Source organism: Borrelia recurrentis A1, assembly GCF_000019705.1.
GTDB lineage: Bacteria > Spirochaetota > Spirochaetia > Borreliales > Borreliaceae > Borrelia > Borrelia duttonii.
In genome coordinates this window covers 70912-84474 of record NC_011244.1, presented here as the reverse complement: position 1 = coordinate 84474, position 13563 = coordinate 70912, and the positions used below count along the sequence as shown (strand labels likewise).

Genomic DNA, 13563 nt, shown 5'->3' with positions numbered 1-13563 from the left:
ATAAATTTTACAATAGTTTATTCACCTCGAGTTGCTTCTTTAATATATTGTACCAAATGAATGATTAATGGTATAAAACTACCAACGGAAAATGTTATTCCTGTACCAAGTAAGAATGTTGCAATCATCTCTTCTACTTTTGCATTATATAAATCTTGAGGTCTTATTCTATTTTTTAAAATATTATTTAAAGCTATGTTGTAAAGTTCTGAAGATTCATTATATTTTGTTATGGCAAATGCAGTTCCTATAAGATTTAATGTAAAAATACTAAGGTTGATATAGAATAGATCTCTTTTGGTAATGAGTTCACTTTTATTATTTCTTACCATTTCTATATAAACTTCTTTATCTTTGTTATTTATTATTATGAATTTGTTTTTGTGTTCTTCAGCTTGCAATAATATAGACTCTACATTTTCAGGTTCTTCAATTTCAATTGGTGTTTCTCCTATAAATACTCCTTTTTTAAATACTTTAGATGTTATATTACTTGTAATTAATATTTTATTGGAATTTGCTTTTTGTAATGTAATATTTAAGTCAATAGTGTCACCACTTTTTACTTTTTGCTTTATTCTATATGGTTTGTAAGTTGTGCTTGTAATGTCAATGATAATTTCTTTATCTGGTAGTTTAGAAATATCCCATATATCATTGTTATATAATCCTTTTGATACAAATTCTTCATTTATATATATTTTGGCATCTAAATTATTTATGACATTGATCTTAAGTTTAATAAATTCTCTTCCTAATATTTCTTCAAGACTGAGTTTTGCTATTTTGTATGCAATGTCATCAACGGATGATGATAGTTTAAAAATTTCTTTGTAAACTTTTATTCCTTGTGGAGTAATATTGCTAATTTCAACTAAATAATGTTTATCTACTTTTTTTAAGTGTATGTAATTAACGAAGAATAATTCTTGACTTGTTAAAAATTCTATATTCAAATTTGATAGATGTACTTTATCTTGATTCTTTTTGTAATTTGCTTTTATTTTTTTTAAAGTTATAAGGTATTTTTCAAGTTCTTGTTGTTGGATTTTTATGTTTTTAATGTCTTCTTTAAGATTTTTAATTTTAACTTCTATTTTATTTTCTTCTTTTAAACTGATTGCATTTTGTAACTTTTTTTTGTCCATGTCTTCTTTGAGTTTGCTAAATTCTTGTTCTTTGCTTATTATATTTTGATATATATAAATGCGTCTTATGAAGTCTTTATCATTATCGTTAATAATGTGCTCATTTATTGCATTGTATATTTTATTTAGTGTTTGTTCAATTCCTTTTTGGAGTTCTTTATTTTCTTCTTTTGTATTTATGATATAAGAAAATCTATACTCAATGTTACTTTGAGTATATGCTAGTTTAGTCGTTGAAATTGATAATAACATGATTATTATTAATTTAAATTTTTCCATTTTAGGTATTCTTCTATAAAGTTATCAATGTTTCCGTCCATAACAGACATAATATTTGGATTTTCAAATTTTGTTCTGTGATCTTTTACTAGAGTATAAGGTTGAAATATATAAGATCTAATTTGATTGCCCCAAGAGATATCTTTTTTTTCTTGTTGTTTAGATTTACTTTTTTGTTGTTCTAGTGTTTTGTAGTGTTCATAAAGTTTTGATTTTAATACTTTCATTGCTAATTCTTTATTTCTATGTTGACTTCTATCAGTTTGAGATTGTGTTACTATTCCTGTTTTAAGATGTGTAATTCTAACGGCCGATGATGTTTTATTAACATGTTGCCCTCCTGCTCCTGAAGCTCTATATGTATCAACTCTAATATCTTCTGATTTAATTATTATTTCAATTTTATCATCAATTACAGGATCAATGAAAACAGATGCAAAAGATGTGTGTCTTTTTTTTGCAGCATCAAAAGGAGAAATTCTTACAAGTCGATGTATTCCCACTTCACTTTTTAAGAATCCATATGCATATTTTCCTTTTATTTCGATTGTAACAGATTTAATGCCTCCTTCAGATTCCAGCAAATCTATAAGTTCTATTTTATATCCACGTCTCTCAGAATATCTTAAATATGTTCTATATAGCATATTAACCCAATCACATGCTTCTGTTCCACCTGCTCCTGAATGTATTGTCAAGAATGCGCTATTAATGTCAATATCTTCTTTGAAATATGATAATGTTAAGATATGTTTATATTGTTCTCTTAATTTATTAACATCTCTCTCTAATATTGCTTTATCATCTTCACTTTCTGCAATTTTACAGAGTTCCCTTAAATCTTTAAGTTGGCATATCAAGTTTTTCCAAGGTTCAATTTTGGTTTTTAAAATATTTTGATTCTTAAGAATTTCTTGTGCTCTTTTGTTATCATTCCAAAAATTTTCATTATTTATTTGTTTTTCATATTTTTGAAGTTGTATTTTAATCTTATCACTGTCAAAGCTTCCTCCATACATTTTCAATTTGTTCTAGCAATTCATTTATTGTTTCTCTCATTATAAACTCTCACTATTATTTATTAATATAATTATATTTGGAATTAAAGATAAAATGAAGATTATAAAAAAGTACATTGTTTCGTTAGTTATTAGTTTGAATGTTGATTTTTTTTCTAAATTTTTCTTTATTATTTTTGTTAATATAATAGTTATTAAGATACTTAGTGAAGATAAAATGAGTATTGTTATGCCTTCTAGAAAATTATGACTTTTATCTAGAGAAAAAAATATTATTGCAATCAAGCTACTATTAGATAACAAAAAATCATTTGAATATTTTGTCTTGCTGTTATACATGACAACTAAGATATTGTTTAATGTTTTTAACATAAGTGTTAGTATGTAAATTAATGTCATATATATTATTGGTATTATAAATAATAAATTGTATTCTACAAATAGTTTATAAATATAAAAAAGGCAAGAATAAATTAATAGCGAAGTGATGATGATAGTTAGATATTTTTTTGATAATGTTTTATTATCTTTTATTTTTATATCTTCAATTCCAATAAAGTGTATTAGTAACAAATTGTTTGCTAGCAAGTATGTTATTAAATTGCTTGTCATATTTTAATAATTTCTTCTCCATTTTCATTTTTATTTTCTCTTACTTTTTCTTTATTTATTCTTAAATAGTGTAGTATTTTTCTTATATGGAATGTTAAGCTGTACTTTTTAATTAGTGTTGCGCTTATTTGTAATATAAATATTGATATTATAGCTGAAAAAGTTTCAAGAGGAATATAACTTAGCGTTATAAAATATCCTAAAGATAATGCAAATCCATAAAGTATTTGTTCAAATTTAAAGTGGGGAGCTGTTTGTAATTCTGTACCCATTGTGAATACTAAGATCATTGGAATTGGTGACATTATCAGACTTAATATATCAAAACTTATATAATTGTAGAGAGAAAGGTTTTGTAGTATGTAAGCTATGAATAGCAAACTTATATAAAAAGATAGTGGTATTAGTTTATTGATAATGAATTTTTTAAGGATGAATGAAAAGCCAATATAGATTAGAATGGGGGATAAATACTTTTCATTTTGAAATCCCAAAAGGTTTTCAATATGGAATCTTGGTATCATTATATTGAGATGAGATAATACTTGTTCATTTATAAATTTGTCGATTATGTCGATGTATTTGTTTTCATGTCTTTTAAATTCTTTTAATTTTTCTAAGTTGTGAATGTTTGTATTTTTAGAAATTATTTTATTCCATGTAGGAATTATATCGTTTTGTTTAACAAGTTCTTTGTAATATGTTTGTTTGAAACTTAGTGGAAAATTTAGTAATAAAAAAATGAATGAAATTAATATAGGATTTATAAGGAGTTTAGAGAGCCTTGAGAAATAAAAAAACATTAAAAATGTAAAAAATATTGCCATTATTTTTAATGTTATAGGAAAATTTAAGGGTAGTATTATATTGGTAATTAATGCAGTATATATAAAAAAAGAGAAATATCTATATTTAGATTTGAGCATTATTGGTATATATGAACATAAACTTGTGATTATTAATATAATGCTATCAATTAAAAATTTGATATTGTTTGCAAAAGAAAATATTAAATTAGGAATTAATGCTAATATAGTAATTAAATAGATATCTTTTAAGTTGTTTTCGGTGTATATTAGTTCATTATTAAAGCTTATATTTAATATATTTTCCTTTATTTCTTTTTTTACTTTGTTTATTTCTTCTTCTATTTCAGTTTTAGTGTATTGTAAATATTGCTGTTGTGTATTTTCGTTATTATCTTGATTTTTAATTTTTTCTAAAATAATTTGTTCCATACATAATGGTGAAAAACTGGGTGTGTTTAAGAGTTTGATTTTGTTAACTTTGCTAAGTATTGTTTTTTTTCTTAATATTGTTATGCTATATATATCTCTTGTGATAGGTACATTTAGATTATCTATTTTTATCTTATTTGTTGGATTATTTAAAAAAATATCATATTTTTTTAAATCAATATTTTTGTCTATTATTTGTTTGATAGATGTACCAATTTTGACTTTGGTTATTTTACTTTGTATTTTTTTATTTCCATTGATAGTTATGAGTTTTTCTTTGTATGGAGAATTTGTTTTAAGTGTGGAATAAACATTATAGAGATCTTCAATATTTGTTAATAGTATATTTTTATTTGGATTTATATTATTTTTTGTGTTTTCTTCATTGTATAAGAAATGCATTATTAATTCGTGATTTGAATATGGATGTGGAGAGTTAGAAATTAATTTGATTGTTAATCTTTTGTCTTTTGTGACATTTAATTTTTCAAGTTCTTTTTTAATATTATGGTTGTCGGTTATTATTAATATTTCTTTAAATTTGAATATTTTATCTATATTTTCAAAGCCGTAGACAATTTTGTCTAGTTTTGTTGTTATTAGTATTTCTGAGATATTTGTAAATGAATCTTTGCCATTTATTAACAAAATCATTTTGTCTATTTTTTTGCATTTGTTCATATATTGAAATAATGAATCTTCATTAAACCAAGGAATTCCTAATCGAATTAATTTTTCTAGTGTTTTTTCTCTTGATTCTTCTTCAGTTGAAATTTCTTTTTCATTGTTGATTCTTCCATGAAATCTTATTAATGCTGATTTTATTTGATTTTTATTTGGAAGATTGGCAGTATATATTTTTTCTATTATTCCAGATATTGGGGCATATGTGTAAAGTTCTACATTTTTGTTTTTTGATAATATTTGTCCTTCTGAAATTCTTTGATTTTCAATGACATATATTGTAGATTTTGAATTTGCTGTTTCTAATGGAATTAAAATATATTCAGGTATTTGGATTTCATCTATGTTAATTTTATATTGTCTCTTTATTTTTGTTTGTGAGTTAAACATTAACTGCTTCCCCTGATATATTTTCTATAATTTTTTTCACTCATATTTAAAAGAATTGTAAATCTTATTGCTTTAAATAGGAATAGTAATAAAAAAAATGGCAATGAGAGAGTGAATAATGTTTGTTCATTTTTTTTATTAATTGTAATGTTAACAGGTGTTTCTTTATATATTAAAATTGGATTTCCATTTTCTAAAAATAATCTAGATAGTTCGTTATTTAAGTTTTTAGATATAAATTCTTTGTCTACTTTGTATATAATTTTTGAATTGATGGTTATTTTATTGTTTTCTATTTGAAAGTAGTCTTCTTTTACATTTGTATTTACTTTTCCGTACTGAGATGTGATTTTGTATTTAAGTTCATTTTGATAAAATATATGATACATATAACCTACAATATTTGGTATTTCTTCATTATGTCCAACCATTAAATAGATGTTATTGGGATTTAGATAGTCAAAGTAGTTTAATTTCTTGCTGTAAAGGTAATTGCAATTATTATAAGAATTAAGTATGCTTTGGGCATAAAAAAATGGCATTATTGAGACTATAAATAGCATTACATGTATTAGTATTTTGTACTTTAAAATTTTGGTTTCTCTTTTTTGTTCTTTTATTTTAATTAAAGATAAAAATGTATGTTTAAAGTTGTTTTCAGTTTTGATCCAAGTAAATATTAGGAAAATACAAAGTGTTGATATTGATACACAAATAATTAAAAGAGCTTCAAGGTTAGTGGATAAAAAATTAATGCTTAAGGTAAAATATAATACTATAAATAAAAATAGAAATATTGGGGTTTTAATTTTTTTAATTAATACTGTAAATCCTATGTCTTTTAGATATATTTTGTTATAATTTTTGCTAAAATTGTCAATTAGTATAAATAGTAGATAAGCTAGTATGGTTAAAGGATAAAAGTATGATATTTCGTTGCTAAATATAAATATAATACATGAACTTATTAGAAAGAGGATTATAAAAGGAGCATATTTAATGTTTAGTGATAATAATAAAATAATTATTATGATAAAAGTTGTGATTGAAAAGTATTTTATTTTGGTTTTATAATTTGAAGAATGCATTTCTGCTTTAATATTTTGATCTTTTTTTAGTTTTTTTAAGTCATTATTAGTAAATGATGATTCAACATAAAGTATTTTTTTGCTTCCTGTATTAAAAAGATTAGGAAGTTTTTTTAAAAATAGATCTTTTCGTAGATCGTGGTCATTAAGATGAATTAATTTGTCTATTGTTATTTCTTTAAAGTTAGGAAAGTCCAATATGTGTACTTTTGTTGTGTATTCAGATATTGTTTTGTATCCCAATGAGTTTATATAGTCATTTGCTATTTTTAAGTCTTTTTCTCCTTGTAAATATATTGGTTTATAGTCTCCAAATTGTGCTATGTTGCAGGAAAGTAGTGGTATTAGCAATATATAAAAAAACTTTAGTAGATTCATTTTTTCCTTTATGATCTGTTATTTAGATTATTCGATATAGTATTTGTTACATATTGCCCATGCAGAGATTATACCAATCAGTATGCCTGTAAATACTTCTTTTTTTTTGTGTCCTTTAACAACTTTAATTTTTAAAGGTTCAATTTTGATTTTCATTTTTAATTGTTCTGATAAATCATTTAAATATTCTGCTTGAACACCCGCCATATATCTAACTCCAAATGAATCTCTTATTGTGATTAAAGCAAAAGCTAGAGCAATAATAAAGTGAGTATTAATTCCTTCTTTTATTAATATTGATGTTGCAAGGGCGGTTACTGTTGAAGAGTGACTGCTGGGCATACCCCCTGTTTCTAAAAAAATGCTTTTTAAAAAATATTTTGGAGTTAATTTAATTTTTTTTGTTTTTATTGCTTGGATGATGTATTTAATCATTTGAGCAATAATACCTGAAATTAAACAAGATAAGAAAAGGTCATTTGTAAACAAATCTTTTATCATTATTTGATTACTCCGTTATTTCATTTATATGAGAAATTGTCCATTTTGTATTATTATATGTTCTTTGCCCGATTTGGCAATACCGATGACATTTATGTCATTACTTCCAATCATGAAATCCGTGTGAATTAAAGAAACATTACATCCGTAATCTAGTTTTGCAATATCTGTTTTAAGTTCACTTCCATTACTTAAACAAGAAGGATAAGCACTTCCTAGTGCAATGTGACAGCTTGCGTTCTCATCATATAATGTGTTGTAAAATGTAAGTCCACTTTTATATATTGGAGAGCTGTTATCTACTAATGCAACTTCGCCTATATATTGTGCTTGTACATCAGTTTCTATATGCCTCTTTAGTATGTCATTTAATGTATCATTATCACATCCAAAATTGATTATTTTACCTTCTTGGAATTCCATCCATATGCCAGTTATTAGATTGCCAAGTATTTTTACTGGTCGAGTTGCGTACATAATACCATTTGTTTTTTTGTAGTTTGGTGTTGTGAAAACTTCTTGTGTAGGCATATTTGCATTAAATTCAATTTCTGTTCCACTTATTTTTTCACTTCCTCCTGTCCAAATGGAATGTTCTAGTAAATATATTTCTAGATTTGTTTTTTTGTTTTTAAATATCAATTTTTCTAATTGAAGATTATTGAGGGTTTTGCATCTTTGATGTAGTTTATTTCCATGAATTTCCCAAGCTTTTATTGGATCTTCTGTGTCAAGTAACATAATTTTTTTTTGAATTTTAAAAAATTCTTCTAATGTTTTTTGACTCTCAGGTTTATTTAAGACTTTTGAAGCCCATTTTGGTCCTGGCGCACAGATTGTGCACCAGGCTAACTCATTATTCATCATTGCACTTGAAATATTTTTTGATGCTAGTTTTAATGCCTGAAAGTATTTAGATATTTTTTTATTGTCATATTCTTTTAGTGCATCTAAATTTTCTGTATTATCAATTCTTATTTTTGCCCATTTTTCATTTATCATTTCTTCAAAAAATTTATGTTTAAAGTCAGGAATAAACTCTATAAGATTTTCTGGTGTTGATTGTAATCTAGATTTTAAAATTTCTGTATCCTCAATGCTTAGTTCTACATATTTTGCTCCATATTCATAAGCTTTTTGTGCTAAGATTCTTAAAAATTCATAATTTTCAATTGAGCCTGTAATGAGCACACATTGGTTTTTTTGTAAGTTAATTCCTTTTAAAATAATAAGTTCTGCATATTTTATTAAGTCTTTTTTCATGTGTGATCCTTTATTATGCAGGGTCTTCTAAGATATTATCATTAATGTAATGAGCAACAGCTTCATTATGATTTGTGTTTATTATTTCTAAGTAAGATAACATTTTCTTTAGTCTGTAATTTGCATTTCCCATTAGTAATCCTTTTTTGACGTTTTCTAACATGTCAACGTCATTAAAGCCATCTCCAAATGCAATTGTTTCATTTAAATTGATATTGATGCTTGTAAGAACATCTTTTAATGCATTTCCTTTTGAAACTTTGCTATTAACAATTTCAAGTGAGTGTGGTGTTGATAGATAGGCATTTACTTTTTCTCTATATTTTTCTAAAATTGTTGCTTCATATTTTATGAGCTGTGCTTCTTCGTCATGTAGTAATAAAATTTTTGCTATTTTGTTAAAATTTTTAATTTCTTGAAAATTATTGACTTCGTTATATCTTATGTTTATGTCTTGTAATTCATGTTTGATATATTGGTGTTTGTTTAATAATCTATGTTTTTTAAATATATCATTAATAGCATTTTTAGTTATATTGTCGGCATAGAGGTTTTCATCTGTATCGTCAGATCTTTGTAAAAAGTGAGGTATGTCCTTATATTTATTTTCTCTGATATTTAGAATTTCTTTTACAATATCGGGAGCTAAGTCATAACTGCTTATTAATTGCCATTGATTATTATATACCCTTGCTCCATTTAGGGTTATAAAAAATGATACATGTGAATTTAGATTCTGTATAAGAAGAGGTATTATTTCATTTTTACTTCTTCCTGTTGCAATAATAAATTTTTTATTTTCTTTTGTTAGCTTTTTTATTACGAGTTCGCTAAAAGCTCCTATTTGGCTATTTGAAAGCAAAAGTGTACCATCGAGATCAGAAACAACAGCCTTAATGTTTTTCATGTTTTTGTCCTTTGATTTTTACTGTTACATTTAATTATATCAGATAAGAAGTTTTTTTAAAATTGAATTATTTGTTATAATTAAATAAAAAGTTACTTTTTAAATCCTAAGGAGCTTGCTTATATGGAGGTTAATACAAGAATATTATCTTTAAGAAAATTGATGATAAAAAATAAGATAGATGCATATTTAATAGCAAGTCATGATCCGCATATGAGTGAATATTCTCATGCTAGATTTAATATTCGTGAATTTGTTACAGGTTTTACAGGAAGTGCTGGAACAGTAATTATTACAGAAACGGAATCAGTTCTTTTTACTGATGGTAGATATTTTTTACAAGCGACAAATGAACTTGAAGGAACTGAGTTTAAATTAATAAAACTTGGGGTTAAGGGGCATCCAGATATTTTTAGCTATGTTAATATGAAGCTTAAAGGATTACGGATTGGAGTTTATGCTGAGGATATTAGTATAAAATTTTATGATGATTTGGTTAAAAATTGTAAATTTACAGATATTGAGATTTTACATGAAGATTTAATTTCTAAAATTTGGCAGGATAGGCCTTATTTTACGGGTAATAAGATATTTGAACTTAAGGAAGCTCAAAAAAATGACAAAAGAATAAATAAAATCAATAAAGTTAATGCAAAATTAGAAGAAAATACAATTGATTTTTATGTTATAAGTTCTTTGGATGAAATAGCATGGCTTTTAAATTTAAGAGGATTTGATATTGAATCATCAGCTTTGTTTTATGCTTTTTTGTTTATAGCTAGAAGTGAGAGATATAAGAATGTTCTTTTCGTTAATGTTGATAAACTTGATTTTGATTTAATAGAGAGACTTGAAGTTGAAGGAATTGAGGTCGAAGATTATGGCAATTTTTATTCATTTTTAGAAGAGATTAATCATGAGGGCAAATTTTTGATACCAGTTAATAGTAATGTTAAAATATTGGAATCTATTGGTAGATCAAATGCAGTGCTTGGACTTAGTATTGTTAATGAACTGAAGGCAATAAAATCTGATTATGAGATTAGTAAGATAAGAGACGCGCATATTATTGATGCTGTAAGTTTGGTTAAATTTTTGTATAAATTTAAAAATTTAACCAAAGATGAACTTGCTGATTTGGATGAGGTTGATGTTTCAAATATGCTTTTAAGCTTTAGGACATTAAGAGATGAATTTTTTAGTTCTAGTTTTGATTCGATCATTGGTTTTAAAGAAAATTCAGCATTGCCTCATTATAGACCAAAAAAAGGATTTAAAAAACTTAATCAGGATGGATTGCTTTTAATAGATTCTGGAGGTTCTTATCTTGAACTTGGTACTACAGATGTTACGAGGACAGTTTTAATTGGAACAGCATCTCATAAAGAGAGAGAAGACTATACTTTAGTGCTTAAATCTTTTATTGCTCTTGCTTCTTTAAAATTTCCTTTTGGAATGTTAGGAGCATCTCTTGATGGTATTGCCAGATTTCCTTTGCTTAAGCATGGCTTAAATTTTGCTCATGGAACGGGGCATGGAGTGGGATTTTTTCTTAATGTTCATGAATTTCCTGTTTCTATTAGTCCTTTATCCACTTATTCTTTTAAAGGTTCTGAAATTATTTCAATTGAACCTGGGATATATAGAACTTCTGAATATGGTATTAGAATTGAAAATTTAGTTTTTGTAAAGCAAAGTTATTTAAATGAATTTGGAATTTTTTTGGAATTTGAAAATTTAACTCTTGTACCTTTTGAAAAAGAATTGATAGTTGTTGAAATGCTGTCAAAAGATGAATTAGACTATGTTAATAGTTATCATGAATTTGTATATTTTGCTTTAAAAAAATATCTTAGTGGTGATGAACTTAAGTTTTTAGAGATGTTAACTAGTAAGATATGAAATTTGTAAATTTATTGGCAATATTTATTTTTATTGTTTTTAATTCTGTATATTTGTTTTCAAATTTATTGAATGTTGTTTTTCATGATTCTTATGAGGATGCTATAGATGAAGCTAAAAAATTATATAAAAATGTTTTAATATTGGTTGGAAAAGATATTAAAGATAATTTAATAAGAGATTTTTTAAAGTCATTTGAAGATGATAAAATTTTTAAGCTGATTGCTAAACATAATGTTTTTTTGGTTATTGATGTAAATAATGAAATTTTTAGTGAAATTAATTTAAAAAAGAGTCCAACTTTATTTTTTGTTGATGCAAAAAGTGAACAAGTAAGGGCTGCTTATACTGAATCCATTAAAGATACTGTTCAATATAATAGAGAGTTTTTAAATTATGCTTTAGGAGTTTTTAAATTAGATGATATTGTGTATAAAAATGATAATTATGAAATTAATATTTTTGATGATAAGGTTTTTTTTTATAAAACATTGGATGGTCATTGGAGATTAAGAATGAATGGTAAAGATAAAAAACTTCTTCCTTCTAAAATAGAACTTAAAGAATTTTTAGTATTTCAAGATGAGAATGGAGGTAGGCTTTATGCTTTGCCAAAATCTAAGAAAGGTGGTATTTATTTTTCGGAATCGGAAAAAGAAGAATGGAAATTTTTTGGACAAATAAAGTCATAATTTTAAAAATGGATTTTTGGAGGATTTATGGAAATAGTTTTTTATCCTGATGATTTGCTTCGAGTACAAACAAAGGATGTTGAAAATATTGATGATGAGTTGCGAAGTATCATTTTTGAAATGATAGGTTTAATGGATAAAAGCAAGGGTGTTGGACTAGCTGCGCCTCAAGTAGGTCTTGATTTGTCTATTTTTGTAGTTAGAAAAAATATGATGTCAAAACCTTTAGTGTTTATTAATCCTGTAATAACGTCAAAATCTGTTGAACTTAGTGTTTATAAAGAAGGTTGTTTAAGTATTCCTGGAGTTTATTATGATTTATCAAGGCCAAAATCAATTGTAATTGAAGCTTATGATGAAAATGGCAAGTTTTTTAAGATTGAAGATTTAGATATTTTAGCCAGAATTATTCAGCATGAAATGGATCATTTGAAAGGTGTACTTTTTATTGATTATTATGAGGATAAACTTAGGAATAAATTATTGAAATCTTATCTTAAGGAAAGGAGGCTTGTTAAATTTTGAGAATTTTTTTTGCAAGTTCTGATGGTATTGCTTTAGAGGTTTTAAAGAAAATATCAGATCAATATGATGTAGTTGGAGTATTAACTGCACCTGATAAGCCTAGTGGTCGTGGTCTTTCTTTAAAAGTAAATGACATTAAACGTGAAGCTCTTAGTAGAAAGATTACTGTTTTGCAACCAGTGGTACTTGATGCTGATGTAATAAACCTGGTAAAAAGCTTAGAACCTGAACTTATGTTAGTTTTTTCTTATGGTAAGATTTTTAAACAAGAATTTTTGGATATTTTTCCAGTAGGTTGTATTAATATTCATCCTTCTCTTTTGCCAAAATATAGAGGTCCTTCTCCTATTCAAACTGTTATTTTAAATGGTGATTCTGTTAGTGGAATTACTGTTCAAAAAATGACCTTGGAGATGGATAGTGGTAATATTTTGGCGCAAAGTCAGTTTGAAATAAAGAGCTTTAATACAAGTGTTGATATTTTTGAATATGTTTCTTTAAATAGTTTTGATCTCGTAATAGAAGCTTTAAATAAACTGCTTAAAGGAGATATTGGAATTGTTCAAGATAAAAATAATGCTACATATTGTTCTTTTTTGGGCAAAGAGCATAGGACTATTGATTTTAAGTTGAGTGCCTTTGATATTAAGAATAAAATTAATGCGTATAATCCTTGGCCCCTTGCAAGAGCTAGACTTGATAATAATGAGATTATTTTTTATAGAGCTGATTTTATAAGTACTAATGATTATGATGATCAAGTTATTGGAAAAATTATTGCTTTTGATCCTAGTAAAGGTCTTTTGGTAAAGACAGGAGATGGAATCTTGGTAGTATTAGAGCTTCAAAGAATTGGGAAAAAAGTTTTAGATTGTGTATCATTTTATCATGGAAATAGAGATTTAATAGGCAAGGTTTTTTCTTAAAATAAAGTGTA

Annotated in this window: 12 protein-coding genes; 4 read left to right on the top strand and 8 right to left on the bottom strand. The window is 25.4% G+C overall.

Translation table 11 applies throughout. The features are described 5' to 3' along the window. Positions 1–17: 17 nt before the first annotated feature. The 8 genes from BRE_RS00415 to BRE_RS00380 form a co-directional block, all read right to left on the bottom strand. Positions 18–1427, bottom strand: coding sequence for a hypothetical protein (locus tag BRE_RS00415; protein ID WP_012538641.1), 1410 nt, complete (start codon positions 1425–1427; stop codon positions 18–20). Beyond that, positions 1409–2486, bottom strand: a protein-coding gene (gene prfB / locus BRE_RS00410) for a peptide chain release factor 2 (protein ID WP_198004619.1) whose coding sequence is annotated in 2 segments (ribosomal slippage) — positions 1409–2432 and positions 2431–2486 — 1080 coding nt in all. Because the reading frame shifts where the segments join, the coding sequence is not laid out codon by codon here. Before prfB ends, BRE_RS00415 begins: the two co-directional genes overlap by 19 nt. Next, a complete protein-coding gene (locus BRE_RS06435) occupies positions 2486–3058 on the bottom strand; it encodes a hypothetical protein (RefSeq protein ID WP_012538639.1) in 573 nt (190 codons plus the stop codon). The genes prfB and BRE_RS06435 overlap by 1 nt, the downstream gene beginning before the upstream one ends. Further along, positions 3055–5370, bottom strand: a complete 2316-nt coding sequence (locus BRE_RS00400; protein ID WP_012538638.1) for an RnfABCDGE type electron transport complex subunit D — start codon at positions 5368–5370, stop codon at positions 3055–3057. The genes BRE_RS06435 and BRE_RS00400 overlap by 4 nt, the downstream gene beginning before the upstream one ends. After that, complete coding sequence (locus BRE_RS00395) at positions 5370–6836, bottom strand: hypothetical protein (protein WP_012538637.1); 1467 nt, start codon at positions 6834–6836, stop codon at positions 5370–5372. The genes BRE_RS00400 and BRE_RS00395 overlap by 1 nt, the downstream gene beginning before the upstream one ends. A 27-nt stretch (positions 6837–6863) precedes the next feature. Continuing rightward, positions 6864–7337, bottom strand: coding sequence for a divergent PAP2 family protein (locus BRE_RS00390; RefSeq protein ID WP_012537842.1), 474 nt, complete (start codon positions 7335–7337; stop codon positions 6864–6866). Positions 7338–7361: 24 nt separating this feature from the next. Continuing rightward, the gene (locus BRE_RS00385; protein WP_012538636.1) at positions 7362–8600 is read right to left on the bottom strand and encodes an aminopeptidase; all 1239 of its coding nucleotides are present in this window, start codon (positions 8598–8600) and stop codon (positions 7362–7364) included. Between the two features lie 13 nt (positions 8601–8613). Beyond that, positions 8614–9507, bottom strand: coding sequence for a Cof-type HAD-IIB family hydrolase (locus tag BRE_RS00380; RefSeq protein ID WP_012538635.1), 894 nt, complete (start codon positions 9505–9507; stop codon positions 8614–8616). Positions 9508–9630: 123 nt separating this feature from the next. On the opposite strand from BRE_RS00380, the gene BRE_RS00375 reads away from it, so the two are divergent. The 4 genes from BRE_RS00375 to fmt are packed head-to-tail and all read left to right on the top strand — an operon-like array spanning position 9631 to position 13552. Beyond that, the gene (locus tag BRE_RS00375; RefSeq protein WP_012538634.1) at positions 9631–11409 is read left to right on the top strand and encodes an aminopeptidase P family protein; all 1779 of its coding nucleotides are present in this window, start codon (positions 9631–9633) and stop codon (positions 11407–11409) included. Continuing rightward, entirely contained in the window at positions 11406–12101 is a 696-nt protein-coding gene (locus BRE_RS00370) for a thioredoxin domain-containing protein (protein WP_012538633.1), read from the top strand. Before BRE_RS00375 ends, BRE_RS00370 begins: the two co-directional genes overlap by 4 nt. A gap of 27 nt (positions 12102–12128) precedes the next feature. Continuing rightward, the gene (gene def / locus BRE_RS00365; RefSeq protein WP_012537837.1) at positions 12129–12626 is read left to right on the top strand and encodes a peptide deformylase; all 498 of its coding nucleotides are present in this window, start codon (positions 12129–12131) and stop codon (positions 12624–12626) included. Then, positions 12623–13552, top strand: a complete 930-nt coding sequence (gene fmt, locus BRE_RS00360) for a methionyl-tRNA formyltransferase (protein ID WP_012538632.1) — start codon at positions 12623–12625, stop codon at positions 13550–13552. Before def ends, fmt begins: the two co-directional genes overlap by 4 nt. Positions 13553–13563 lie beyond the last annotated feature (11 nt).

Bases quoted from the DNA above. Each gene is read 5' to 3' on its own strand.
- BRE_RS00395 (WP_012538637.1), bottom strand. From the start codon at position 6,836: ATGAATCTACTAAAGTTTTTTTATATATTGCTAATACCACTACTTTCC.
- BRE_RS00400 (WP_012538638.1), bottom strand. From the start codon at position 5,370: ATGTTTAACTCACAAACAAAAATAAAGAGACAATATAAAATTAACATA.
- BRE_RS00415 (WP_012538641.1), bottom strand. From the start codon at position 1,427: ATGGAAAAATTTAAATTAATAATAATCATGTTATTATCAATTTCAACG.
- def (WP_012537837.1), top strand. From the start codon at position 12,129: ATGGAAATAGTTTTTTATCCTGATGATTTGCTTCGAGTACAAACAAAG.
- BRE_RS00375 (WP_012538634.1), top strand. From the start codon at position 9,631: ATGGAGGTTAATACAAGAATATTATCTTTAAGAAAATTGATGATAAAA.
- BRE_RS00390 (WP_012537842.1), bottom strand. From the start codon at position 7,337: ATGATAAAAGATTTGTTTACAAATGACCTTTTCTTATCTTGTTTAATT.
- BRE_RS06435 (WP_012538639.1), bottom strand. From the start codon at position 3,058: ATGACAAGCAATTTAATAACATACTTGCTAGCAAACAATTTGTTACTA.
- BRE_RS00380 (WP_012538635.1), bottom strand. From the start codon at position 9,507: ATGAAAAACATTAAGGCTGTTGTTTCTGATCTCGATGGTACACTTTTG.
- BRE_RS00370 (WP_012538633.1), top strand. From the start codon at position 11,406: ATGAAATTTGTAAATTTATTGGCAATATTTATTTTTATTGTTTTTAAT.
- BRE_RS00385 (WP_012538636.1), bottom strand. From the start codon at position 8,600: ATGAAAAAAGACTTAATAAAATATGCAGAACTTATTATTTTAAAAGGA.